General features: G+C 58.4%; 21 protein-coding genes and 4 tRNA genes. 17 read left to right on the top strand and 8 right to left on the bottom strand.

All coding sequences use genetic code 11. The features are described 5' to 3' along the window. Positions 1-44 precede the first annotated feature (44 nt). From MEB48_RS06120 to MEB48_RS06115, 3 genes are read left to right on the top strand one after another with little or no spacing between them, the layout of a single operon-like run. Positions 45-1,253, top strand: coding sequence for an MFS transporter (locus tag MEB48_RS06120; protein ID WP_237882827.1), 1,209 nt, complete (start codon positions 45-47; stop codon positions 1,251-1,253). Beyond that, positions 1,250-1,372, top strand: a complete 123-nt coding sequence (locus tag MEB48_RS29120; RefSeq protein WP_269137410.1) for a hypothetical protein — start codon at positions 1,250-1,252, stop codon at positions 1,370-1,372. Before MEB48_RS06120 ends, MEB48_RS29120 begins: the two co-directional genes overlap by 4 nt. A gap of 56 nt (positions 1,373-1,428) precedes the next feature. Then, positions 1,429-1,977 carry a glutathione peroxidase gene (locus MEB48_RS06115; protein ID WP_237882825.1) on the top strand — a complete coding sequence of 183 codons (549 nt, stop codon included), beginning with the start codon at positions 1,429-1,431 and terminating at the stop codon, positions 1,975-1,977. 76 nt (positions 1,978-2,053) lie between these two features. Here the strand turns inward: MEB48_RS06115 and MEB48_RS06110 are convergent, their stop codons facing one another. The 3 genes from MEB48_RS06110 to MEB48_RS06100 form a co-directional block, all read right to left on the bottom strand. Continuing rightward, entirely contained in the window at positions 2,054-3,325 is a 1,272-nt protein-coding gene (locus MEB48_RS06110) for an OmpP1/FadL family transporter (protein WP_237882823.1), read from the bottom strand. A 147-nt stretch (positions 3,326-3,472) separates the two neighbouring features. After that, on the bottom strand, positions 3,473-3,955 hold the full coding sequence (locus MEB48_RS06105) for a hypothetical protein (RefSeq protein WP_095051849.1): 483 nt from the start codon (positions 3,953-3,955) through the stop codon (positions 3,473-3,475). Between the two features lie 272 nt (positions 3,956-4,227). Beyond that, a complete protein-coding gene (locus MEB48_RS06100) occupies positions 4,228-4,452 on the bottom strand; it encodes a hypothetical protein (protein ID WP_237882821.1) in 225 nt (74 codons plus the stop codon). A gap of 991 nt (positions 4,453-5,443) precedes the next feature. On the opposite strand from MEB48_RS06100, the gene MEB48_RS06095 reads away from it, so the two are divergent. Further along, on the top strand, positions 5,444-5,767 hold the full coding sequence (locus MEB48_RS06095; RefSeq protein ID WP_237882819.1) for a sel1 repeat family protein: 324 nt from the start codon (positions 5,444-5,446) through the stop codon (positions 5,765-5,767). A gap of 175 nt (positions 5,768-5,942) precedes the next feature. Then, positions 5,943-7,307, top strand: coding sequence for a DNA recombination protein RmuC (gene rmuC / locus MEB48_RS06090; RefSeq protein WP_185047204.1), 1,365 nt, complete (start codon positions 5,943-5,945; stop codon positions 7,305-7,307). Between the two features lie 239 nt (positions 7,308-7,546). Here rmuC and MEB48_RS06085 read toward each other — a convergent pair whose 3' ends face one another. Further along, entirely contained in the window at positions 7,547-11,017 is a 3,471-nt protein-coding gene (locus MEB48_RS06085; protein ID WP_237882817.1) for a hybrid sensor histidine kinase/response regulator, read from the bottom strand. A gap of 268 nt (positions 11,018-11,285) precedes the next feature. On the opposite strand from MEB48_RS06085, the gene MEB48_RS06080 reads away from it, so the two are divergent. From MEB48_RS06080 to MEB48_RS06070, 3 genes are all read left to right on the top strand, one after another. Beyond that, the gene (locus tag MEB48_RS06080; protein WP_237882815.1) at positions 11,286-11,597 is read left to right on the top strand and encodes a cupin domain-containing protein; all 312 of its coding nucleotides are present in this window, start codon (positions 11,286-11,288) and stop codon (positions 11,595-11,597) included. 105 nt (positions 11,598-11,702) lie between these two features. Then, a complete protein-coding gene (locus tag MEB48_RS06075) occupies positions 11,703-12,854 on the top strand; it encodes a TDT family transporter (RefSeq protein WP_237882813.1) in 1,152 nt (383 codons plus the stop codon). Between the two features lie 122 nt (positions 12,855-12,976). After that, positions 12,977-14,851: an MFS transporter gene (locus MEB48_RS06070; protein ID WP_237882811.1), complete on the top strand. Its 1,875-nt coding sequence runs from the start codon at positions 12,977-12,979 to the stop codon at positions 14,849-14,851. A 124-nt stretch (positions 14,852-14,975) separates the two neighbouring features. Here MEB48_RS06070 and sugE read toward each other — a convergent pair whose 3' ends face one another. Further along, positions 14,976-15,290: a quaternary ammonium compound efflux SMR transporter SugE gene (gene sugE, locus MEB48_RS06065; protein ID WP_123599434.1), complete on the bottom strand. Its 315-nt coding sequence runs from the start codon at positions 15,288-15,290 to the stop codon at positions 14,976-14,978. A gap of 234 nt (positions 15,291-15,524) precedes the next feature. Continuing rightward, a complete protein-coding gene (gene rdgC / locus MEB48_RS06060) occupies positions 15,525-16,445 on the bottom strand; it encodes a recombination-associated protein RdgC (RefSeq protein WP_030131679.1) in 921 nt (306 codons plus the stop codon). Between the two features lie 159 nt (positions 16,446-16,604). Here rdgC and MEB48_RS06055 point away from each other — a divergent pair. The 4 genes from MEB48_RS06055 to MEB48_RS06040 all read left to right on the top strand — a co-directional run bounded on the left by MEB48_RS06055 (position 16,605) and on the right by MEB48_RS06040 (position 17,146). Next, positions 16,605-16,680, top strand: a tRNA-Val gene (locus MEB48_RS06055). Positions 16,681-16,699: 19 nt separating this feature from the next. After that, a tRNA-Asp gene (locus MEB48_RS06050) sits at positions 16,700-16,776 on the top strand. Between the two features lie 198 nt (positions 16,777-16,974). Beyond that, positions 16,975-17,050, top strand: a tRNA-Val gene (locus MEB48_RS06045). Between the two features lie 19 nt (positions 17,051-17,069). Continuing rightward, positions 17,070-17,146 (top strand) — tRNA-Asp (locus MEB48_RS06040). Between the two features lie 219 nt (positions 17,147-17,365). Here MEB48_RS06040 and MEB48_RS06035 read toward each other — a convergent pair. Further along, on the bottom strand, positions 17,366-18,502 hold the full coding sequence (locus MEB48_RS06035; protein ID WP_237882810.1) for a catalase family protein: 1,137 nt from the start codon (positions 18,500-18,502) through the stop codon (positions 17,366-17,368). A 3-nt stretch (positions 18,503-18,505) separates the two neighbouring features. After that, positions 18,506-20,338: a di-heme-cytochrome C peroxidase gene (locus MEB48_RS06030; RefSeq protein WP_237882808.1), complete on the bottom strand. Its 1,833-nt coding sequence runs from the start codon at positions 20,336-20,338 to the stop codon at positions 18,506-18,508. Between the two features lie 269 nt (positions 20,339-20,607). On the opposite strand from MEB48_RS06030, the gene MEB48_RS06025 reads away from it, so the two are divergent. From MEB48_RS06025 to MEB48_RS06005, 5 genes are all read left to right on the top strand, one after another. Beyond that, positions 20,608-21,321, top strand: coding sequence for an FKBP-type peptidyl-prolyl cis-trans isomerase (locus MEB48_RS06025; protein ID WP_237882806.1), 714 nt, complete (start codon positions 20,608-20,610; stop codon positions 21,319-21,321). Positions 21,322-21,616: 295 nt separating this feature from the next. After that, the gene (locus MEB48_RS06020; protein WP_237882804.1) at positions 21,617-22,072 is read left to right on the top strand and encodes a YkvA family protein; all 456 of its coding nucleotides are present in this window, start codon (positions 21,617-21,619) and stop codon (positions 22,070-22,072) included. A gap of 115 nt (positions 22,073-22,187) precedes the next feature. Next, positions 22,188-22,529, top strand: coding sequence for a helix-turn-helix domain-containing protein (locus tag MEB48_RS06015; protein ID WP_237882802.1), 342 nt, complete (start codon positions 22,188-22,190; stop codon positions 22,527-22,529). Beyond that, entirely contained in the window at positions 22,526-22,897 is a 372-nt protein-coding gene (locus MEB48_RS06010; RefSeq protein WP_007898892.1) for a hypothetical protein, read from the top strand. The genes MEB48_RS06015 and MEB48_RS06010 overlap by 4 nt, the downstream gene beginning before the upstream one ends. Then, positions 22,898-23,305 carry a sel1 repeat family protein gene (locus MEB48_RS06005; protein ID WP_237882800.1) on the top strand — a complete coding sequence of 136 codons (408 nt, stop codon included), beginning with the start codon at positions 22,898-22,900 and terminating at the stop codon, positions 23,303-23,305. Positions 23,306-23,677 lie beyond the last annotated feature (372 nt).

The following is a 23,677-nucleotide window of genomic DNA, read 5'->3' as shown; positions in this document are numbered from 1 at the left end:
TGTTCGATCTTAAGCGGGTATATACCCGCTACCGGAGAACAAGAATGACATCGATGTGGCGGACATGCGGTTGGGTGCTGTTGGGGAGTGCGCTGATTCTGGCGTTGTCCCTGGGTGTGCGACACGGCTTCGGGCTGTTTCTGGCGCCCATGAGTGCCGAGTTCGGCTGGGGCCGCGAAGTGTTTGCCTTCGCCATTGCTTTGCAGAACCTGATATGGGGCCTGGCGCAGCCGTTCACCGGCGCACTGGCCGACCGCTTTGGCGCCGCGAAGGTGGTGTTAATCGGGGGTGTTTTGTACGCATTGGGCCTGGTGTTCATGGGGCTGTCCGATTCGTCGATGACCTTGTCCTTGAGCGCCGGGCTGCTGATCGGCATCGGCCTGTCCGGCACCTCATTCTCGGTGATCCTCGGTGTGGTCGGCCGTGCCGTGCCGCCGGAAAAACGCAGCATGGGCATGGGGATCGCCAGCGCCGCCGGTTCTTTCGGTCAATTCGCCATGTTGCCCGGTACGCTGGGATTGATCGGCTGGCTTGGCTGGTCCGCGGCTTTGCTGGTGTTGGGTCTGGTGGTGGCACTGATTGTGCCACTGGTGAGCATGCTCAAGGACAAACCGCTGCCGGTTCTCGGGCACGAGCAAACCCTCTCTGAAGCGCTGCGCGAAGCCTGTTCCCATTCAGGATTCTGGCTGTTGGCGTTCGGCTTTTTCGTCTGCGGTTTTCAAGTGGTGTTCATCGGCGTGCACCTGCCGGCCTATCTGGTGGACCAACATTTGCCAGCCTCCGTCGGCACCACGGTGCTGGCGCTGATCGGGCTGTTCAATATCTTCGGCACCTATACGGCGGGCTGGCTTGGCGGGCGGATGTCCAAGCCGCGTTTGCTCACTGGGTTGTATCTGTTGCGGGCGGTGGTGATTGTGCTGTTCCTCTGGGCGCCGGTCACTCAAGTCACGGCTTATCTATTCGGTGCGGCCATGGGCTTTCTCTGGTTATCGACGGTGCCCTTGACCAACGGCACAGTGGCGACCTTGTTCGGTGTACGAAATTTGTCCATGCTCGGTGGGATCGTTTTTCTCTTCCACCAGCTCGGATCATTCCTCGGCGGCTGGTTGGGTGGGGTGGTGTATGACCGAACCGGGAGTTACGACTTGATCTGGCAGGTGGCGATTCTTCTGAGTCTGGTAGCCGCAGCCCTGAACTGGCCGGTGCGCGAGCAGCCGGTGACACGTCTGCAAACCCGGATGAGTGCCGCATGAACAGCCTCTGGCCGCGGATGGCTGTCATCGCCATCGGTATATTGCTGCTGGCCTTGGCATGGTGGGGCTGGCATCAAGGTGGCCTGGCATTGATGCAGTTGGGCATGGGTGCTTGCTAGCGAGCGACGAAGGCGAGTAATTTCGTTTTCTGACGATTGTTCAAGGATGCACTGAAATGCTGATGCGCTGGCTTGCAGTTCCCGCGTTGCTGGTGGCTTTTACTGGATTGGCGCGAGCCGAATGCCCAGAGCTTTTGCAAGGCTCGTTGCCTAAGCTGCGAGCCAAGGAATCCATCGATCTGTGCCAGCGCTTCGCCGGCAAGCCACTGGTGGTGGTCAACACCGCGAGCTTCTGCGGCTTTGCCCCGCAGTTCAAAGGCCTTGAGGCGCTGTATCAGCGTTACAAGGATCAAGGGCTTGAGGTGGTCGGTGTTCCGTCCAATGATTTCAAGCAAGAGTCCAAGGATGGCGCAGAGACTGCCAAGGTCTGTTACGTGAACTACGGCGTGACTTTCACCATGACCGAGCCGCAGAAAGTCCGCGGCGATGACGCAACGCATTTGTTCAAGGTCCTTGCTGAACAAAGCAGTTCACCAAAGTGGAATTTCTACAAGTACGTGGTCGATCGCCAAGGCAAAGTGATCGCCAATTTTTCCAGCTTGACCAAACCTGACAATCCCGAGTTTATCGAGGCGGTTGAGAAAGCCCTGGCTTCGCAACCCTGATCGACGCGCACTAAAAAGCCCCGCCTCTGGACAAGAGTGCGGGGCTTCTTCAATTCAGGCAGCGAGTGACGAACCGTCAGAAACGGTAGGTCGCGCCGACACCGAAACCGTTCGCCGAGTTTTCATACTCGGCGTTATAGGTCTGGCCACGGTTGTTGCTGTTGTTGATCTTGACCGACTCTTCATGCAGGTAGGAATACGCCACGTCGATGGTCAGATCATCAGTCGGGCTCCAGCCGGCGCCCAGGCTGAAAATCTTGCGATCGCCTGTCGGGATGCGCGGGGAGCGGTTGACGTTGTTGGTCGGTGCCTGGTCGACGGACAGGCCGGTACGCAATACCCATTCCTTGTTCAGTTGGTAGGACGCGCCGATGGCGTGAGCCCAGGTATCGTGCCAGTTCTGTTCTTCGGTGATGGTGCCGAACTGGCCGTTCAGGAGGGTCGGCACGCCTTCGTTTTCAACGGTGATATCTTTCAGGCGGCTCCAGCGAGTCCAGGTGCTGCCTGCGTAGAGGGTCCACTTGTCGTTCAGCGCGTGAGTGACCGAGAAGTCGACCGATTCAGGCGTGGTCAGGTCCAGCGAAGCATCGTACTTCTGGCTTGTGCTCTGGCCCACCGCTGCGAGGACGTTGTAGTTGATCTTGGTGTCGCCTTCGAGCTTGTACTTCACTTTCGAGTGGTAGGTCAGGCCAACGCGCGTGCTGTCGGTGGCTTGAACCAGCACGCCGATGTTGTAGCCCAGCGCGGTGTCGTCGCCCTTGATCTTGACCTTGCCGTCCGGCGCGGCCTGGGTGATCGACAGGTTCGATTCCAGTGTGCCCTCGATGCGGTTGATGGTCGGGCCGAAGCCGATCGACACTTTGTCGTTGAAGGCGTAGCTGACGGTCGGTTGCAAGGTGATGACTTTCACTTCGCTCTTGCTGCCGAAGTAACGGCCGGCAAAGCCGTTCTCGTAGTCGGTCACCAGACCGAACGGGGCATACATGCCAATGCCGAATGCCCAATGCTCATCGATTGGCTTGACGTAGTAGCCCATCGGTACGGCAACGAGCGGAACCATGTCGCCATCGTTGCTGCCGCTATTCGGGCTGGAACTGGCGTGGCTGATGTCAGTGTGTGCGTCGAGCAGTGCAGCACCACCGGTCACTTGTTCGCGCTTGAGGCGAGACATACCGGCAGGGTTGCCAAAAATGGTGCTTGCGTCGTCGGCAGAGGAAGATCGCCCGGCAAAACCTGTACCCATCCCGCTGATGCTTTGTTCATTGAGGGCAAAGCCACTCGCAAATATTTGGGTGGATGCCAAGGCAACGGCGAGGCTAAGGGTGGTTTTGAGCATTACTTTTTTCATTATTAGAACTCTTGGTGATCACCGGGGCGAAAATTACCAACATTTTCGTTCGGGCGCTATAGCCTATATCGCTTGAGTTAGAGCGGTTTTGTAGGACAATCCGACCAAAATCGCGACATTTTGCACGATCTTCGGAAAATGGGGAGATCAGCAGGCGACCTGATTCAAGGATGAAACACAGGTTTGCCAGGCATAGGTGAAATCTCGCAGACGACCTTGGGGCTGGAATGTCTGGCGCCAGATTCGGGCCATTCCCAACAGGTCATCGGAGGCGGGGAGGGGAGTGTTCTGTTCTTCTACCAGCAGCCAGGCGATGGCAGTGGCGTAACGCAGGTTGACGGTCAATTCCACGTGCGGGCCGCTGAGAAAAGCATGCTGGCTGGCCAAGCCGCGGACCAGGCTTGCCCGATCCGGGTCCAGAGCCAGGTAGTGATCCCAAAGTGCCTTGTGGCGGAGTTCGGTGATTCGGTACAAGCCGTGTCCACGGCGGTCATGCAGGGCTGAACCCAGGGCTGACTGACTGGCGGCGATGCCCAGCAGCAGGGATTCGGCAGTTGCGCTGTGGCGCCCGAGGTAGATCAATGTCGGGCGGATCACATAACGACACAGTTCGCTGGCAGCGATACCCATAAGCCCCTCGAAACATGAGGTGGTCGGCGAGGCCTGAAAGGCGCCTTGGCAGCTTGGATCGATTCAGGCTCGCCGCAAGCGGATCAAGCCGCTTGAGTTGAAGTGTAGTGTCATTATTTCGCTGTAAAGGACTGTTTTTAAAATATTTCCGGCTTCGAGTTATAACCGTTATATCGGTTGGTGCTTAGTCGCAGGCCATGAAATTAGAAATATCGGGCAATAAAAACCCCGCTTTTCAGCAGGGTTTTTGGGGTTTCAGCCTTTCTGGCGTCTCAGGCAATCAATGCCTGGCGAGTACGTTCGATCACGGCCTGCAGCGGTTCTGCGCTGGAGTATTGATCGGGGTACAGGCGTTCGCTGTGACGAGCGATGCCGTGTTCGTTGACTAGAGTGAAGCTGAAGCAGCCTTTGCGAGCGGCCATGATCAGGCAGTTCATTGGAGCAAAAGCGTTGGTTAGGGTGCGAATGGCATCCTGAGCGTGGATTTGAGTGGACATAATGGGTGTTCCTACAAGCGACACGGATAAGAACCGTGCAAAGTTAAAACGTTCCAGTGACGACGACCACCATTGGTCGAACGAAGAACCCGACTGGAACAAAGCAGCCAGTTTGAAGCGCTGATAAATTGGCGCGCTTGGGCTGGCAGGTACGTACTTAGGAGGGCAGGCAACACATCAAGGGCAAAGGTTCTGGGCCCAGGGTGAAGATCCTGATCAATTTGCAGGTTGGTTCGGTCAGAGTAAGTGAGCTTCGCAACACCCTTTGTTTTCGATTCAAAGGCTATGTTGGCGCAAGGTTTACCTGGAAACCATCGAGGTGGTCGATCCCGCTTTGTCGGTGAGGGCCTCTCTTGGAGAAGGCTGACCGGGGGGATTTGTTCGACCAGAATTGACTTTCAGCTTGGTACTAACGCCGCGGATACTAACGGATTGCACTGCCGAAGGGAAGTCTGTTCGCAAAAAAGATCGCTGGAGTACCTACCGACGAGTTCCAGCTGAGTGGTCGCAAGCGTCATCCGCAGACGAGTGCCCCGTGATAACCCGCAATCCTACCGTTGATCCGAGAGAACGATCGAGCCAGGATCAATCGTCGCGCGGGTTGCCCGGGTTTATCCCCAGGCCTTACCAGAAAACGCGCCGAAAAAGCGCATCGATATAACTGCCTCGCAGGGACTTGTGCACATAAGTTGCGCGAACTGTAATCCCACTGTCATCCTCGCCTCAATGGGAGTGGGTGCCTGTAATGAAAATTTAAGTCAATGAAAAACATCGCTTTTTTTTACTGGTGAAAAAATCGTCAGTTTGACTGCGAGCCCCATCCCACACGGCTTTGCGCGAGTTCAAAGGCGGTTGTCCACTGAGTTATCCACAGCTTCTGTGGATTGTCCCAAGCGCTTGCTCTAGGACGGGCGTGCAGGCTTTTTTCGGCTTTACCTGTACGAAAAAAAGAGTAGAGTGGCGCGCCTTCCGATCTGCCCCACAGTGCTTTATGAAGTTTCGCTCAGTATCAGTCCCTGTTGCCCCAACATCCCCCAGTGTTACCCCACCCAAGCGCTTTTCAATGCGCGTGGCCGAGTGGCTATTGGATAGCCCGCGACTGGGCGAAAACTCCAACGTCAAACACTTTGCCGGACGCTTGCTCAAGCAGCCTGCCCGCGAAGGCGTCGTGGCTGCGCAAAGCCGCCTCGGTCAGCTGATGTGCCGCGAATGTGGAAATGCCCGGGATCGCCGCATTGGTCAGGAGCTGTTGCGTCAGGCCGCACGTGCGGGCGACCGACGCGCACAACAGGAACTCGGCCTGACCGAAGACTGAGCTGTCCAAGACCTGACGCCTTGGTTAACCTTCACGCTTTATCTAATCGGCAGGAGTGGCTATGGCGATGGACTTGACCAGCGCATTGCTGGGTCTGGCGGGCGCTGCACTGCCGTTACTGGTACTGGCCTGGCAACTTCAGCGTCGGGCAAGTTCGGGGCAGGCCGAGCTGGCGCTGCTGGAAGAGCGCCTCGCCATCGCCCAGCTGACGCAGGACGGCTTGAATGCCCAACTTGATACCTGTCGTGATGAAATCGCCGACTTGAGCCAGGCCAACGCCGCCAAACAGGCCGATCTGGCCGCCGTGCGCCGTGAAGTCGAACTGCTGCAGATCGAGCGCGACGATGCCCGTGACGCGGCCCACGCCTGGAATATCGAGCGCGCAGGCAAAGAGGCTGAGTTGCGTCGCCTCGACGCTCAGGCAGCCTCTCTTAACGCCGAACTGCGTGAGCAGCAGGAAAGCCATCAGCAGCGCCTTAACGACCTGCAAGGCTCTCGAGACGAGCTGCGTGCACAATTCGCCGAGCTGGCGGGCAAGATCTTCGATGAGCGTGAGCAACGCTTTGCCGAAACCAGCCAACAACGTTTGGGGCAGTTGCTCGATCCGTTGAAGGAACGGATCCAGTCGTTCGAAAAACGCGTCGAGGAAAGCTATCAGGCCGAAGCCCGCGAGCGCTTTTCCCTGGCCAAGGAACTGGAGCGGCTGCAACAACTGAACCTGCGCCTGAGCGACGAAGCCACCAACCTGACGCGCGCCTTGAAAGGGCAGAAAACCCAAGGCAACTGGGGTGAATTGATTCTCGAACGGGTGCTTGAGCACGCGGGCCTGGAGAAGGGGCGTGAGTACCAGACCCAGGTCAATCTCAAGGGCCCGGACGGTGAGCGTTTCCAGCCGGATGTGATTATCTACCTGCCCGGCGACAAGCAGGTCGTAGTCGATTCCAAAGTCAGCCTCACGGCTTATCAGCAATATGTGGCGGCCGAGGACGATGCCATCGGCCAGATCGCGATCAAGCAGCATGTGCTGTCCCTGCGCAGTCACGTCAAAGGCTTGGCCGGCAAGGACTACAAGCGGCTCGACGGCTTGCACAGCCTGGATTTCGTTCTGCTTTTCGTCCCGATCGAAGCGGCGTTTTCTGCGGCGTTGCAGGCTGAGCCGACGCTGTTTCAGGAGGCATTCGACCGCAATATCGTGATCGTCAGCCCGACCACGTTGCTGGCCACCTTGCGGGTCATCGACAGCCTGTGGAAGCAGGAGCGCCAGAGCCAGAACGCCCGGGAAATCGCCGAGCGCGCCGGTTGGCTGTACGACAAGTTCGTGTTGTTCATTCAGGATCTGGATGAAGTCGGCAATCGCCTGCAGCAACTGGACAAGGCCTACAGCTCTGCACGCAATAAGCTGACAGAAGGCCGCGGCAACCTGGTCAGCCGCAGCGAGCAGCTCAAACTGCTTGGGGCGCGGGCCAGCAAGAGCTTGCCGGCGGACCTGCTGGAGCGGGCGATGACGGATGTCGATGGCTTGGCCGAGTTGCCTGAATAGCCGAAAAGCTTCGGGGGCTTGCCCCAATGCCAGTCAGTTAAGCGAAACTCCTGTAGGAGCGAGCTTGCTCGCGAAAGCGGTAGGTCAGGCGACATCAATGTTGACTGTACTGCCGTCTTCGTCGGAACGCCGCCCGGAGCAAGCTCGCTCCTACAGGGTCTCGCGGCTTAACTGACAGGCATTGGGGCAAGCCCGCGAAGGCGTCAATCGCCCCACTACAGGATGCAAAGCTTGCCGCATTACAACGGCAAATGCCGACTCAACAATGCCCGCAACGCCGCCGGTTTCACTGGTTTGGCCAGGTAATCCAGGCCCGCCGCATGCACCTGGGCCACCGTCTCCGGTCGTCCATCGGCACTGATCACCACCCCTGGCACCGGCTCGCCCAGTTGCGTGCGCAACCACGCCATCAATTCGGTTCCGGTCTCTCCATCGTCCAGGTGGTAATCCACCAGCGCCAATTGCGGACGCATCCCATCGCCAAGCAGCGTCGCGCATTCATCACGATTGCGCGCAGTCCAGACCTGGCAACCCCAGCGCGTGAGCAAACTGTTCATGCCGATCAGGATGCTGTCTTCGTTGTCGATACACAGCACCTGCGCGCCGCTGAGCAAATGGCCATTGAGTTCGGCGACTTTGGTCGGCGCCACGGTTTGTGCCCGGGCCAGCGGCACGCTGACACTGAACACGCTGCCACGCCCCGGCCAGGAACGCACGTGCAAGGTGTGACCCAGCACGCGGCACAGACCATCGGCAATCGCCAGGCCCAGGCCCAAACCTTTTTCGGCCCGGGTCTGGTGGCTGTCGAGGCGTTTGAACTCTTCGAAAATCACCTGCAGTTTGTCTTCCGGAATGCCCGGTCCACGATCCCAGACCTCAAGGCACAGCTCACCGTTGCGCCGCCGAACGCCGAGCAGCACCGGCCCTTTGGCGTAGCGGAAGGCATTGGTCAGGAAGTTCTGCAAAATCCGCCGAAGCAGTTTGATGTCGCTGTCGACCCGTAACGCGCTGCCCCGGACACGGAACTCCAAGCCCTGTTCTTGCGCCAGAGCCTTGAACTCGGCGCCCAATGTACGGAACAACTCATTGAGTTCGAAGGCCTTGCGATCAGGGTTGATCTTGCCGTTTTCCAGGCGGGAAATGTCCAGCAGGTCGCTGATCAGGTCCTCGGCCGAGCGTAGCGAACTGTCCAGGTGATGAACCAGTTTCTGCGCCTCACTGGATAAACTGTCTTCCTGATGAGAGAGGGCGGCAGAGAACAGCCGCGCAGCGTTCAGCGGTTGCATCAAGTCATGGCTGACGGCGGCCAGGAAACGGGTTTTCGACTGGTTGGCCGATTCGGCGGTGCCCTTGGCTTCGGTCAGGGCAAGGTTGAGTTGCGACAGTTCGTGGGTCCGTTCGGTGACCCGTTGCTCGAGGCCTTCGTTGGCTTCTTTCAGCGCTTGCTCGGCTTCGCGGAACGCGGTGATGTCGGTAAAACTCATGACGAAACCGCCGCCGGGCATCGGGTTACCGATCAGCTCGATCACTCGACCATTGGGAAACAGCCGCTCGGAGGTATGGGCCCGGCCCTGACGCATCCAGTGCAAGCGACGGGCGACATGCACCTCCGCTTCGCCGGGCCCGCACAGACCGCGCTCGGCGTTGTAGCGAATGATGTCGGCAATCGGCCGGCCAACGCTGATTAAACCGTCGGGGTAGTTGAACAGCTCAAGGTAGCGCCGGTTCCAGGCCACCAGTTTCAGCGACTGGTCGACCACGCTGATGCCCTGAGTGATGTTCTCGATGGCGCCTTGCAACAAGGCGCGGTTGAACTGCAGCACTTCCGAGGTTTCGTCAGCGATCCGCACGACATCCTCGAGTTGCATTTCCCGACCTTCGATGGCGGCTTTTACCACCGCCCGAGTTGAAGATGCGCCGAGTACACCGGCCAGCAAGCGTTCGGTATGGGCGATCCATTCACCGTCCGCATTCAGGTTCGGATTGAAGCCTTTGCCCTGACGGTAGGCGAAACGGATGAAGCTTTGACGAGCCCGTTCTTCGCCGACAAAACGGGCAGCCAGTTGCAGCAAGTCGTCGATTTGTACCGCCAGCATCGAACGGGCGTTGGGGCGGGCGCTGATTTCCTGGCCGATGAAGCGGCCGGCCTGCCAGTGCTCCGACACCCGCGTGCGCGACAGCACAGAAACCCAGGCGAACAAGGTGAAATTACCCGCCAGGGACAGCACCACGCCTTGAGTCAGCGGGGTGATCGGCAGGTTCAACGGGTTGCCTTGCAGCCAGGCCAGGCCCGGAAAACTGCTCAGGGGCAAGCCGAGACCGTTGGCGGCAATCGGCAGCACCAGGGTGTAGAACCAGAGGAACGTGCCGGCGGCCAGCCCGGCGAATACCCCTCGACGGTTAGCCTGCTTCCAGTACAGCGCGCCAAGCATGGCCGGGGCCAGTTGGGTGACGGCGGCGAAAGCGATCTGGCCGATGGTTGCCAGGCTCGCGGTGGAGCCCAGCAGTCGATAACTGACGTAGGCCAGCAGCAGAATGACCACAATGCTCACCCGACGCGCCGAAAGCATCCACTGGCGGAACACTTCGAACGGTCGCTCGGCGTTGTTGCGCCGCAGTAACCAGGGCAGCAACAGATCGTTGGAAAGCATGGTCGACAGCGCCACGCTGGCCACGATCACCATGCCGGTCGCCGCTGAAGCACCGCCGATAAACGCCAGCATTGCCAGGGCAGGGTGGGATTGGGCCAGGGGCAGGCTGATGACGAATGAATCCGGCAATACCGAACTGGGCAGCAACATCTGACCGGCCAGTGCGATCGGCACCACAAACAACGCTGCCAGCGCCAGATAGGCCGGGAACACCCATTTGGCCAGGCGCAAATCCTGGGGCTCGATATTTTCAACCACGGTCACGTGGAACTGCCGGGGCAGGCAGATGATCGCCATCATCGCCACGCCGGTTTGCACCACCATGGACGGCCAATTGATGGTTTCTTTCCAGTACGCTTCGAGGCGCGGGGCGAGCATGGCCTGGTCGAACAGGTCGTCGAAACCGTCGTACAAGCCGTAGGTCACGAACGCGCCGACCGCGAGAAAAGCGAACAGCTTGACCAGCGATTCAAAGGCAATCGCCAGCACCATGCCGCGGTGGTGTTCCGTGGCGTCGAGGTTGCGGGTACCGAAAACGATGGTGAAAAGCGCCAGCACCAAGGAGACGATCAGTGCAGTGTCCTGCGCGCGGGTACCCATGGCATCGGCACCGGCGCCGATCAGCAGGTTCACGCCCAGCACGATGCCCTTGAGCTGCAAGGCGATGTAGGGCAACACGCCGACCAGACAGATCAGCGCCACCACCACCGCCAGCGATTGGGATTTGCCATAACGGGCGGCGATGAAGTCGGCGATGGAGGTGATGTTTTCCTGCTTGCTGATCATCACCATTTTTTGCAGAACCCACGGCGCACACACCAGCAACAGGATCGGCCCGAGGTAGATCGGCAGGAATGACCAGAGTTGTTCGGCCGCCTGGCCCACGGCGCCAAAGAATGTCCAACTGGTGCAATAAACGGCCAGCGACAGGCTGTACACCCAGGCACGCACCCGTGGCGGCAACGGCGTGCTACGACGGTCGCCGTAAAAGGCGATAGCGAACAGGATGGCCATATAGGCCAGGGCGACGGTGGCGATCAGCCCGATGGACAGCGACATGGGAGCTCCAGGCAAAAGACATCCGGGACTGCGCCCGGTCAAAACAGTTTCGCATGACCACCAGCGTTAGTCAGTGTCGACCAAGGTCGTGGCGCGGTGGTGTGTCGCAGGCGAATTATCTGTCATTTGTGCGGGCCCCTTCGCGGGCAAGCCTCGCTCCTACAGCAACGCAATATCGATCAACCGATGCAGTCCGTCAAAGTCTGTGGCATCGATGTTCCATGACCGTTAGCCTTGGCACCGCCATTCATTTCGACGGACCGACCCCTTGAAAATCATCCGCAGCCAATCCTTCACCGCCGATCGTGCCTGGGGCGCTTTGGATATCGCCAACATGAACGGCATCACCACTCGTTTGCACTGGACCGATCAGCCCTATAAATGGCACATCAACGACGGTCAGGAAGTGTTCGTGGTACTCGATGGGCAGGTGCAGATGCGTTATCGCGAAGAAGGCCTGGAAAAAGAAACGCTACTCGAAGTCGGCGATATTTTTTATGCCTCAGTGGGCGCCGAGCATGTGGCTCATCCGTTGGGTGTGGCAAGAATATTGGTGATCGAATCTGAAGGCAGTGTCTGATTGGTTATCTGTAAAGCAGATAACAGTTAGAGATATTACCCGTTATATCGATATTCTATTCGGATCTATCATGAGCTCCACCTCACAAGAGGACAGGAGTTCACCATGACCTGCACCCATAGCGTCAAACCCGGTATCAAACCGCTCAGTCATTTGCAGCACCCTCGAGAGGCCATCCGCCAATTCACCCCCAACTGGTTCGCGGCGACCATGGGCACGGGTGTATTGGCACTGGCGCTTGCGCAATTGCCGGTGTCGAATCCCGGTCTGCATGCCTTTGCCGAAGGGGTGTGGCTGTTCAATATTGCCCTGTTTGTTTTGTTCACGGCCCTGTATGCCGCGCGTTGGGTCATGTTCTTCGACGAGGCGCGGCGGATTTTTGGGCACTCCACGGTTTCAATGTTTTTCGGCACCATTCCCATGGGGCTTGCGACCATCATCAATGGCGTTCTGCTGTTCGGGCTGCCGCGCTGGGGCGACGGTGTGATTCATCTCGCCGAAGTGCTGTGGTGGCTCGACGTGGCGATGTCGCTGGCCTGCGGCGTATTGATTCCCTACATGATGTTTACCCGTCAGGAGCACAGCATCGACCAAATGACCGCCGTCTGGCTGTTGCCAGTGGTGGCGGCGGAAGTGGCAGCTGCCAGTGGCGGCTTGCTGGTGCCGCACTTGGTCGATGCCCATTCACAGCTCGTGGTGTTGGTGACCAGCTACGTGCTCTGGGCGTTTTCCCTGCCGGTGGCGTTCAGCATTCTGACTATCCTGTTATTGCGCATGGCGTTGCATAAATTGCCCCACGAAAATATGGCCGCCTCGAGTTGGCTGGCCCTTGGGCCGATTGGCACCGGTGCGCTGGGCATGTTGCTGTTAGGCGACGATGCGCCAGCGATCTTTGCCGCCAACGGTTTGCCGGGTATCGGTGAGATTGCCGAAGGGCTTGGCTTGGTGGCCGGCATCACGCTGTGGGGCTTCGGGCTCTGGTGGATGCTGATGGCGTTGCTGATCACCGTGCGTTACTTGCGCGCCGGTATCCCGTTCAACCTCGGCTGGTGGGGCTTCACGTTCCCGCTGGGGGTCTACTCCCTGGCTACGCTGAAACTGGCCAGCACCTTGAGCCTGACGTTTTTCAGTGTCTTTGGTTGCGTGTTGGTGGCGTTACTGGCGGTGATGTGGTTGATCGTCGCCAAACGTACGGTGCAGGGCGCGTGGCGGGGTGAGTTATTTGTTTCGCCGTGCATTGCAGGATTAAAGAAATAACCGGCAAAGATTGGGTAGTCTGTGGCCTGGATCTAGGATCGATATTCCAATAAAAGTATCCACGCCACTCTCTACCTAAAATCAGCTACCCACTCTCTAGCCAACATCAGGACACATGGAAGATGAGTCACCCCTCACAGTTCACCTTGCTTCGCACTCGGCGCTTCCTGCCGTTTTTTATCACGCAGTCGCTTGGGGCGTTCAACGACAACATCTTCAAGCAGTCGCTGATTCTCGCCATTTTGTACAAGCTGACTATCGAGGGTGACCGCTCGATCTGGGTCAACTTGTGTGCGTTGCTGTTTATCCTGCCGTTTTTCCTGTTTTCGGCGCTGGCCGGGCAGTTCGGGGAAAAGTTCGCCAAGGACGCGCTGATCCGTCTGATCAAGCTCGGGGAAATCGTCATCATGGCGGTGGGCGCGGTCGGTTTCATGTTCGATCACCTGTCGCTGATGCTGGTGGCGCTGTTTGCCATGGGCACCCATTCGGCGCTGTTCGGGCCGGTGAAGTATTCGATCCTGCCGCAGGCCTTGCGCGAAGAAGAACTGGTGGGCGGCAACGGTCTGGTAGAAATGGGCACCTTCCTGGCAATTCTCGCCGGGACGATTGGTGCCGGGATCATGATGTCCGCCAGCAACTACGCACCGGTGGTGTCCACGGCCATCATCGGTATCGCGGTGCTCGGTTACCTCGCCAGCCGCAACATTCCCCGGGCCGCGGCGGCATCGCCGCAAATGCGCCTGAACTGGAACATCTTCAGCCAGTCCTGGGCCACCTTGAAACTGGGTCTCGGGCAAACCCCTGCGGTATCGCGTTCGATCGTCGGCAACTCATGGTTCTGGTTTGTCGGGGCGATTTATCTGACGCAGATTCCGGCCTATGCCAAGGAATGGATGCACGGCGACGAGACCGTGGTGACGCTGATTCTGACGGTGTTCTCGGTCGGTATCGCACTGGGGTCGATGCTCTGCGAGAAGCTCTCCGGGCGCAAAGTCGAGATCGGTCTGGTGCCTTTCGGCTCATTCGGTCTGACGGTGTTTGGCCTGTTACTGTGGTGGCATTCTGATGGGATTCCAGACAGCGTTGCTGGCCATGGCTGGATCGAAGTCCTGGTATTTGGCCACGCCTGGCTGGTGTTGATCGATATTCTCGGGCTCGGAATCTTCGGCGGTTTCTATATCGTGCCGCTGTATGCGCTGATCCAGTCGCGCACCGTCGAGAACGAACGGGCACGGGTAATCGCCGCCAACAACATTCTTAACGCCCTGTTCATGGTGGTGTCGGCGATTGTGTCGATCGTCTTGCTGAGCCTCGCCAAGCTGTCGATCCCGCAGCTGTTCCTGGTGGTGTCGCTGCTGAACATCGGCGTCAACGCTTACATCTTCAAGATCGTCCCTGAGTTCAGTATGCGTTTCATGATCTGGCTGCTCGGCCATTCCATGTACCGTGTCGAGCATCGCAATCTGCAGCTGATTCCCGATGAAGGCGCGGCACTGCTGGTTTGCAACCATGTGTCGTTCGTCGATGCCTTGCTGATTGGCGGCGCAGTGCGTCGGCCGATTCGCTTTGTGATGTATTACAAAATCTACAACTTGCCGGTGCTGAACTTCATCTTCCGCACCGCCGGGGCAATTCCGATCGCGGGGCGTCAGGAAGATATACAGATCTACGAAAAAGCCTTCACTCGCATCGCCCAGTATCTGAAGGATGGCGAGTTGGTGTGCATTTTCCCTGAAGGCAAGTTGACTGCCGATGGCGAGATCAATGAGTTCAAGGGCGGGCTGACACGGATTCTCGAAGAAACACCGGTGCCGGTGATTCCGCTGGCGTTGCAGGGATTGTGGGGAAGTTTCTTCAGCCGTGATCCGGACAAGGGCGTGTTTCGCAGGCTGTGGTCGCGGGTGACTCTGGTGGCGGGGCCGGCGGTGGCCGTTGAAGTGGCTGAACCGGCGACACTACAAGGGTTGGTGGGGGAATTGCGTGGGGCCGTTAGATAGTCGGTGATCGGGCGGGCCTCATCGCGGGCAAGCCTCGCTCCTACAGGTTTTGTGTCGGTCGCAATAATCACATACGACACCAACCCCTGTAGGAGCGAGGCTTGCCCGCGAAGACGGTAGAGGCCTAAGCGCTAATCTTGAGCCCAACCAACCCGGCAATGATCAACGCCACACTGGCCAGCCGAAACAGCGCCATGGATTCGCCAAACAAAATGATCCCGGCGATTACCGTTCCGACTGCACCCACCCCGGTCCAGATCGCATAGGCCGTGCCCAGCGGTAATTCCTTCATGGCAAGGCCCAGCAGGCCAAGGCTGATCGCCATGGCGGCCACGGTCAGTGCGGTAGGAAGAGGGCGGCTGAAACCGTCGGTGTATTTCAGGCCGACGGCCCAGCCGACTTCGAACAAACCAGCGAAAAACAGAATGATCCAGGACATCACAGACCTCCATCGATGGATGGGGTCGTCCCCGGATTAATCACTCGATCGAACCGCGAGGTCGTCCCCGCGTTGCGCCATAGAGTGCCCATCATTAATCCGAGGATCAAGTCGGCGGCTTGATTCGCCGGGAGCGGGCTTGCTCGCGAAGGCGTCCTGGCAGTCAACATCATCGTTGAATGGCAGATCGCCTTCGCGAGCAAGCCCGCTCCCACATTTAGACCGTGCGTCGGCTTAGATACCCTGCGGGGTCTCTTCACCACCCAACGCTTCAACCATCGACGGCAGGAAGTCGCCGAACGTCAGCATCATCAGGGTGAAGCTGGCGTCCAGTTGGCCCAGTGCTTCGTCGCCACCGTCCTGTTCCGCCTGATCTTGCAGCAGGTCTTCGAACTTCAGGCGCTTGACCACCATTTTGTCGTCGAGCACGAACGACAGTTTGTCCTGCCAGGCGAGCGACAGTTGAGTGACCACTTTGCCGGTACTCAGGTGCAGCTGGATTTCTTCGCTGGTCAGGTCCTGACGCTTGCAACGCACGATGCCGCCGTCTTCGTGGGTATCGCGCAGTTCGCACTCGTCCAGCACGAAGAAATCATTCGCGGCTTTCTGGGTGGTGACCCACTCGGTCATGGTCGCGGTCGGGGACATTTTTACGGTCAGCGGACGCACCGGCAGGGTGCCAATCACTTCGCGCAGGGTGGACAGCAGGTCTTCGGCACGTTTCGGGCTGGCCGAGTTAACCAGGATCAGACCCTGTTTCGGCGCGATGGCGGCGAAGGTCGACGAGCGACGGATAAAGGCGCGGGGCAGGAAAGCCTGGATGATTTCATCCTTGATCTGATCGCGTTCCTTCTTATAGACCTTGCGCATTTGCTCGGCTTCGATCTCTTCGACCTTTTCCTTGACGGCGTCACGTACAACGCTGCCTGGCAGAATGCGTTCTTCCTTGCGTGCGGCAATCAGCAGGAAATCGCCGCTGACATGCACCAGTGGGGCATCTTCGCCTTTGCCGAACGGCGCGACGAAACCGTAGGTGGTCAACTCCTGGCTTGCACATGGACGCGCCAGTTTGGTGGCCAGTGCAGTTTCCAGCGCCTCAGCATCAAAAGGCAGATCTTGGGTCAGGCGATAGATAAGCAGGTTTTTGAACCACATGGGGTGAGTCTCTCCTTTATACAAAGGGGGGCATTATTCTCCGCGCGGCGTCATAGGCCAACCCTTCGCTAAGCCTTTGGAAGGCCTGAGGAAATTATTTAAAAAAGTACTTGCCAGAGGTTGGGTCGCTCCGTAGAATGCGCGCCACACCGAAGCGAAGGGTGATTAGCTCAGCTGGGAGAGCGTCTGCCTTACAAGCAGAATGTCGGCGGTTCGATCCCGTCATCACCCACCATTCGTTTTAAGTGTTACGCGCAGCGGTAGTTCAGTCGGTTAGAATACCGGCCTGTCACGCCGGGGGTCGCGGGTTCGAGTCCCGTCCGCTGCGCCATATTCGGTAACCTGGAACGCTGAACGCCAGGTCACCACGGAAAAGCCCGCTTAGGCGGGCTTTTTTCTGCCTCAAGTTTCACTGTTGTTCCTGTGGGTTGCATCGTTTCACCGGTTTTTAGATTTTTTGAAAAAAACTTCAAATAAATCAACACTTTATAAAAACCTGTGGCATAATGCGCCCCGCAACGAAGGTAAAGGGTGATTAGCTCAGCTGGGAGAGCGTCTGCCTTACAAGCAGAATGTCGGCGGTTCGATCCCGTCATCACCCACCATTTACTTTCAACGCTACGCGCAGCGGTAGTTCAGTCGGTTAGAATACCGGCCTGTCACGCCGGGGGTCGCGGGTTCGAGTCCCGTCCGCTGCGCCATATTCGGTAACCTGGAACACTGAACGCCAGGTCACCACAGAAAGCCCGCTTAATGCGGGCTTTTTGCTGTCTGGGATTTGGCTTTGTGCTGGTCTTCCACTGAAAAAGCGACCTGTTCGGGTAATTGTAGGAGCCAGGCTTGCCGGCGAAGGCGTCCTTAAGAGCGCCTTCGCCGGCAAGCCTGGCTCCTACGAAAAGCCTTTTTCGTTTCTACCTTGCCTATCGTTCGGCGTTGCGACTGTGTCGATAGTCGCTGACAGCTTCGTAAACGGCTTTGCGCAACCGGTTGATCCCGCCAATCGGCCTATGGGCTTCAAGGCCGAACCATGGGTTGAACGACTGATTGTCGCATTGCAGGTTCAGCGCCGGGGTGTCGAAGTCCTGGGCAGGCAGTTTGATCCTGGCCACGGTTTCGAAGGGCGCGTAGCTTTCGCTCCACTCGATACTGGTGTCTTCGATCGGCATGTACTTGCCCACATCCTGGCGCTGGATCTGCAAGACGAAACACGCCGGCACTCGATCGGTCGATAACTGCTGGTTCAGCGCACTGCGCAGGAAGTTCGGCAGGTTTTCATTTTGCATAGGCAGCACGTAGGCCGGGCAGCTATCAGGATCCGGCATCACCCGGAATTTGGCGTTGGCTTCACCAAACTTGTATGGTGATACCGAAAAGTAAGTGGTCTGCGTCGGGCTTGCCGGGGCAGGGGAAAGGGTCGCCAGCGCAATAAACAGATGGCGCACCTGCCAGGTGCGCGGGTCCCAACCCGGGAAGAACGCCATCACCTTTTTGCCATCAGCCTGAGCGGCCACATTCTGACGATACTCGGCGACATCGCTGACAAAGAAGTTCGGATGGTTGAACATCACGAAATCCTGCTCGTTGCGCCCTTGTCGGTCACTCAGCAACTGTTTGCCGGGCACATCGAACAGTTTGATCGCCATGCCCCGGGCATCGCGGATGCTGTCGAACTGCGGATACGCATTGCCATTGGACAGACGCATCGTCGCTTGCCAGGTTTTGCCGGGTTCGCTGAACACCCCTTGACGTAGCTCCGCCGCCAGATCCGGCAGCACCTGAACCTCGGCCTTCACACAGCCATGAGCCTTGGCATGGGCATCGCGCAGGTAGCGGGTACTTTCACGGTGTTGATCGACGATACGCACGGCGGTCTGGATGATGTCCTGGGTCATTGCCGCTTCGCCTTCCGGAATCAGCTCTTCAGCCGACACCGGGCCGCGATGCTGCCAGGTGGACCAGGCCATGACCAGCGCCCAGCCGAGCAAGCCCAGACCCAGCAACCACAGCAGGGTTTTGCCAAGGAAGGCGCCCAGACGCAACCAGAGAGTGATCAGCATGGGTCAATCCTTTTGACTGAGACGGTGGTCTGGCAATTGCGACTCCAGCGGGCCGCCCAGCACTTTCAGGTATTCCAGCAGCGCCCAGCGTTCCTCCGGTTGCAGCAGGCGACCGATCACGCCATTCCCGCGCTCGCCTGCCCGGAACTCGTGACCGCTGTTGTGATTGCCGGTGATGCGCGTGTCGAACACAAAACCATTGGTGAAGGCTTCGGTGCGATAGCCCAAATGCTTGGGGTCGTATTCGAAGGTGCCTTTGTAGAATGTGGTCGCGCGTTCATCCTGGGGCGAGAGCAGTTGATAGATGCTCGGTACTGAACCGTTGTGCAGAAACGGCGGCGTGGCCCAGACGCCCGCCAGTGGTCGGGCCTTGTAGCTGCGTAATTCCTGAACGCCGATCGGCAGGCCGAATCCGTCCAGGTTCGGGCGCTCTGCGGGCGTCACATTGGCTTCGCGGTAGGCCTGGGTGCCCACGAAAGCAGTGACGTAAGCCAATCCCTTGGCCACTGATAACTGGCTCAAATCCAATGGTTCCGTGGGTTTGGGATGCAGTTGTACGTCCAGTTGCGCAAGCTCTGCCGGATCCCACTGCAAGGCCGTCAGGTCGAATCGATGGTCGGCAATGTTGTTGGCGGCGCCGGGGTCTGTGCCAACCACCTCCACAGGCAGCAATTTCAGATGTTGCACCGGTCTGCCGTCGCTTTGTGTGACGCGAGGTACATGACACCCTGCGCAGTTTTCAGCGAACAGTTCGCGGCCTTTTGCGGCCATGGGCTTATCGATGTTGCCCAACAGGGCCTCCGGCCAGGCAGGCGGTTTGAGTCGTTGCAGCGTTTCTTCGATCCGGTGCAGATCGCGCACCCTGACGCTGGACGGGTAGCGGTCGTCGCCCTTGAGCGGCTGCCCGCTGCTGTCGAAGAAATTCAGCGTAGCGCCCACACCCAAGGCTTCACCGATATTACGGGCCATCGGTTGCTGCGCCGAACCGTTCCATTGCACCCAGTCGAAGGTCCACATCTCCCACAGTTGCGGGTAGTCCACCGGAGCATTGGCCACGCGGTAGTTGGCGGGTGAAATCGCGTCGCCGAAGCTGGCGTTGGCAATACGCCCGAAGGCGTCAGTACGACCGGGGCCTTCTTCGGTGGGGTAGAGGCCGCGATGGGTGTCGTTCCAGGCGACTTTCAAGAAGGTATCGAGGGAGACTTTGAAGTCTTTGCGCAGCTGTTGATGCCGGGCGTCGTAGTCCTGACCCAGAACGTTGCGTGCGAAACGTTCGAATTTCCAGGGGTTGTAGTAAGTCGAGGTCAGACTGGCGACCAGTGCTTGTCCGAAACTTCCGCCTCGCAGCGTAGGAACGCTGGACGGCAACACATGCTGTGCCGAGCCGCCGTCGATGCGCACGGCCTGGCCATTGAAGCGCAATTCGCCGGTGTGGCAGGCGGCACAAGTGATGTCCAGAAACTCGTCCTGACTGCCGGGATTTTGATGACGGGCAAAGCCGACAGGCAGGTTACCAGGGTTGTTCGGCGTAGCTTTCTGGTTCGGGTCGATCAGAAAACCAAAGCGTGCGAGGTATTCGGGAGCGGCGAATCGGCGTTGCGAGAAGGGCAGTTCCAGGGCGTTGAACCAGTCATAGCGCAAACCTTTGACCTGGGTACCCTGAGGCGTGAAGTAGTAAGTCTGTCGGTCGGCGGCGCTCCATTGCTCCAGATAATTCACCTGTTGTGCCGGTGACCAGACCGGCAATTTCGGGTTGGCAACGTAGTACAGCACCACGGCAAGGGACAGCCCCAGCAGTACAGCGATCAGAATCAGCAAGCGGAATATGAGGCGCAAGATAAACATCCTTGTCAGTTTGTAGCTGTCTTATGCCTCAGCTGACGAGATGCGGCAAGAGGCCATTACGCCGGAGGCTGTGGGAACCTGCATACGACGCTGTAAGAGCCAGATGACAGAAGCTTCATCGTTCTAATCCCGAAATGCGTTTAAACACCTGAACTTATCAGACGTTTCCTGCTCTCATGCCGGTAGCCATTGGTCGTGGCCGCCTGATAAGCTCGCGGCTTTACTCGATTGCCCTTTAGGCGCATGAACAAGGAAATAGCATGAAACAGCATCGGTTGGCGGCGGCGGTGGCCCTGGTTGGCCTGGTACTTGCGGGTTGTGATTCGCAGACCAGCGTAGAGCTGAAAACCCCGGCGCAAAAAGCTTCCTACGGCATTGGCCTGAACATGGGCAAAAGCCTGGCTCAAGAAGGCATGGATGACCTGGATTCCAAAGCCGTAGCCCAAGGCATCGAAGATGCCGTCGGCAAGAAAGAACAGAAGCTGAAGGATGAGGAACTGGTTGAAGCCTTCGCAGCATTGCAGAAGCGTGCTGAAGAACGTTTGGCCAAGATGAGCGAAGAGTCGGCCGCTGCCGGCAAGAAATTCCTCGAAGAGAACGGCAAGAAAGCGGGTGTCATCACCACGGCTTCCGGTTTGCAATACGAAGTGGTCAAGAAGGCCGATGGCGCACAGCCCAAGCCGACCGACGTGGTGACTGTTCACTACACCGGTAAACTGACCAACGGCACCGTTTTCGACAGTTCCGTCGAGCGCGGCAGCCCGATCGATCTGCCGGTCAGCGGTGTGATTCCGGGTTGGGTCGAAGGCCTGCAACTGATGCACGTTGGCGAGAAGTACAAACTGTACATCCCTAGCGAACTGGCTTACGGCGCCCAAAGCCCAAGCCCGGCGATCCCAGCCAACTCGGTGCTGGTATTCGACCTGGAGCTGCTGGCCATCAAGGATCCAGCAAAACAAGACGCCCCCCAGTAATCCGCGTCCGCTCTGACAACAACGCCTCGCTTATGCGGGGCGTTGTTGCATCTGGCGTTCAGTGGAGGTAAACAAAGCGAACGGATGCGGTACGCTGAAGTCATAGCCAGTGAGAGCGCTCGATCTAGACGGGCCAGAACGCCAAGTCAATGAAATCTTGGGGTTTTTTTATGTGAGTAAAAAACGCCCGATCTGAGTCAGGCCCTTATGAGACGGGGCTTTCAGCGATGAAATGCAGCTCTGTTCACAAGGTTATCCACAATTTGTGTGGATAACATTTCAGCGAGAGGAACAAATGAAAACGCCCTGGAATTTCGCTCGTTTCCTGCCTCTGGCCGGACGCCTGCTCGCCCGTGGTCGTTTGCCGACCCTGCTGTTCGCGGTTGCCAGCAAAGGTGCCAGCCAGGGGAATCGTCTGGGTAAGCTCAAAGACGATCTGCGCCTGTTACAGGCACTCTGCCTGGCTTACTGGCGTGGCGAATACCGGGCCATCAGCCCGAAAGCAATAGTTTCGGTGGTGGCGGGGCTGATGTACTTCCTGAGTCCGCTCGATGCGATCCCGGATTTCCTTCCAATGTTTGGCATGCTCGACGACATTGCCGTGCTCGCCTGGTTGATGAAAGTCCTCGATGACGAGCTCAACGCCTTCCGCGCCTGGCGCAAGCGCCAGCTGCCGGAGAAGCTCGCGGTGGTCGAACGCCTGCCCGATACCCCGGAACAACTGCAGCTTCAGGGCCCGAAAAAAAACTGAGCCAATTCAGAATCCTCCCTATATTCATACCCCCCCGCGACCTTGGCCGCTGTTAGGATTACACTTCTAAGGAAAAGCGCCGACTCGCTAAGTGTCGTTGTCCTACGGGGTAGTCATGGATATTCAGATAATTACACGCGAAGGCGAACCCGAGTATGCGGTTCTGCCATGGGCTCAGTATCAGGCTCTACTGAAAGCAGCAGGCATCAAGCAACAACCAGCGCGCGACGCCACAGTGCCTTGCGCGGTGACACCAGACCCGATTCTTCCGGGTCTGGATCAACTACGCAGTTTGCGCGAAGGGAAGGGCATCGCCATTGAGGCGCTCGCCCGCACGGTAGGCATCAGCCCGTCATATCTCGCCTTGATCGAAAGCGGTGAGCGTCAACCCGACGCTGCTATTCGCCGCAGCCTCGCCTGGGAATTGACGGTGCCAGGATGGAGGGATGAATCGTGAGCGTACGCATCAGTCGTCAACATTGGGATGGATTGTTGGGGGAGCTGGACCAGGCGCGTCGTCAGCGCCATCTTTTGACTTATCGGGCGTTGCTGGAGCGTTTGCAGCTACCCACGCCGGCCATGCAAACATTGACCGCAGCCCTTGAGCATCTGGCCGCGCTGGATGCCAGAGCCGAGCAGCCGTTGCGCAGCTCGTTGGTGATCAGCCAGGGCGCCAGCCGCTTGCCGCGCACCGGCTTCTTTGAATGTGTCGAGCGCCTCGGGCGCTTTTCCGGACCGTCCGATGGCGTGGCTGCCGCGTCCTGGCATGCTTCGGAAGTGGTGCGGGTGTTCGAATACGAGTACCCCGAGTCGGCGGAAGCCTGAGTGTTTCTACGACTCAAGGCGCGGGCCGGTTACTGGCTGGCCCGTCGATTGTTCCACTGGTCGTGGTTTGTGCGTCAGCCGCGAGGCTGGAATTGGCTCGAGGGCCAATTCGCCCGTATGGCGAACCTGGGTGATGTCGGCGCCCAGAGCTTCTACGGCCACATTCTGACCTTTCGTGGCGTCGGTCTTGGTGCGCGCGAGGAGGGTGTGCGATTACTGCGCCTGGCTGCGTTGGCGGGGGATGGCAAAGCGGCCTATCAGGTTGGCGTTATCAGCCTGGCCGGAACGCCGAGCAAGGCGCCGGATCCGGTTGAAGCGGCTCGCTGGTGGGAAATGGCGGCGAAAGTCGGGCATCCGCTGGCTGAGATCAAATTGAAAGAATTGGCGTCTCGCAGTTCTGCGGATTAAATAATTGTGTGTCTGACAAATTAACGTGGCGTGAGGGAAACCTCCCGCCACGTTTGCGTTTCTGCCTGTTTGTTGATTAATGGCTGGATGTGATTGGGCGGCGGTTGCGGGTTCGGGCTTCGGGCGATGCCTAGTGATGGATTAGTCCTGGGAATTTGTGGTGCCTGAGCGGGCCTCTTCGCGGGCAAGCCTCGCTCCTACAGGGTTTGGTGTCGTTCGCAATAATCACATACGACACCAAACCCTGTAGGAGATTCCCCGCCGCCAAGGCGCCGCGCTGTCGCGCAACAAACAAGTGAATGCGCCAGGCATCAAGCACGATGAGAGGCTGATACCGCAACGGCATGTAGCGTCAGAGCAGACTTGTTAGGA

This window comes from Pseudomonas sp. PGPR40, assembly GCF_022014505.1.
Taxonomy (GTDB): domain Bacteria; phylum Pseudomonadota; class Gammaproteobacteria; order Pseudomonadales; family Pseudomonadaceae; genus Aquipseudomonas.
The sequence above is the reverse complement of the archived record's forward strand: the minus strand, read 5'-3'. Positions and strand labels throughout refer to the sequence as shown.

Bases quoted from the DNA above. Each gene is read 5' to 3' on its own strand.
- MEB48_RS06120 (WP_237882827.1), top strand. From the start codon at position 45: ATGACATCGATGTGGCGGACATGCGGTTGGGTGCTGTTGGGGAGTGCG.
- MEB48_RS29120 (WP_269137410.1), top strand. From the start codon at position 1,250: ATGAACAGCCTCTGGCCGCGGATGGCTGTCATCGCCATCGGTATATTG.
- MEB48_RS06115 (WP_237882825.1), top strand. From the start codon at position 1,429: ATGCTGATGCGCTGGCTTGCAGTTCCCGCGTTGCTGGTGGCTTTTACT.
- MEB48_RS06110 (WP_237882823.1), bottom strand. From the start codon at position 3,325: ATGAAAAAAGTAATGCTCAAAACCACCCTTAGCCTCGCCGTTGCCTTG.
- MEB48_RS06105 (WP_095051849.1), bottom strand. From the start codon at position 3,955: ATGGGTATCGCTGCCAGCGAACTGTGTCGTTATGTGATCCGCCCGACA.
- MEB48_RS06100 (WP_237882821.1), bottom strand. From the start codon at position 4,452: ATGTCCACTCAAATCCACGCTCAGGATGCCATTCGCACCCTAACCAAC.
- MEB48_RS06095 (WP_237882819.1), top strand. From the start codon at position 5,444: ATGAAGTTTCGCTCAGTATCAGTCCCTGTTGCCCCAACATCCCCCAGT.
- MEB48_RS06085 (WP_237882817.1), bottom strand. From the start codon at position 11,017: ATGTCGCTGTCCATCGGGCTGATCGCCACCGTCGCCCTGGCCTATATG.
- MEB48_RS06075 (WP_237882813.1), top strand. From the start codon at position 11,703: ATGACCTGCACCCATAGCGTCAAACCCGGTATCAAACCGCTCAGTCAT.
- MEB48_RS06070 (WP_237882811.1), top strand. From the start codon at position 12,977: ATGAGTCACCCCTCACAGTTCACCTTGCTTCGCACTCGGCGCTTCCTG.
- sugE (WP_123599434.1), bottom strand. From the start codon at position 15,290: ATGTCCTGGATCATTCTGTTTTTCGCTGGTTTGTTCGAAGTCGGCTGG.
- rdgC (WP_030131679.1), bottom strand. From the start codon at position 16,445: ATGTGGTTCAAAAACCTGCTTATCTATCGCCTGACCCAAGATCTGCCT.
- MEB48_RS06035 (WP_237882810.1), bottom strand. From the start codon at position 18,502: ATGCTGATCACTCTCTGGTTGCGTCTGGGCGCCTTCCTTGGCAAAACC.
- MEB48_RS06025 (WP_237882806.1), top strand. From the start codon at position 20,608: ATGAAACAGCATCGGTTGGCGGCGGCGGTGGCCCTGGTTGGCCTGGTA.
- MEB48_RS06020 (WP_237882804.1), top strand. From the start codon at position 21,617: ATGAAAACGCCCTGGAATTTCGCTCGTTTCCTGCCTCTGGCCGGACGC.
- MEB48_RS06015 (WP_237882802.1), top strand. From the start codon at position 22,188: ATGGATATTCAGATAATTACACGCGAAGGCGAACCCGAGTATGCGGTT.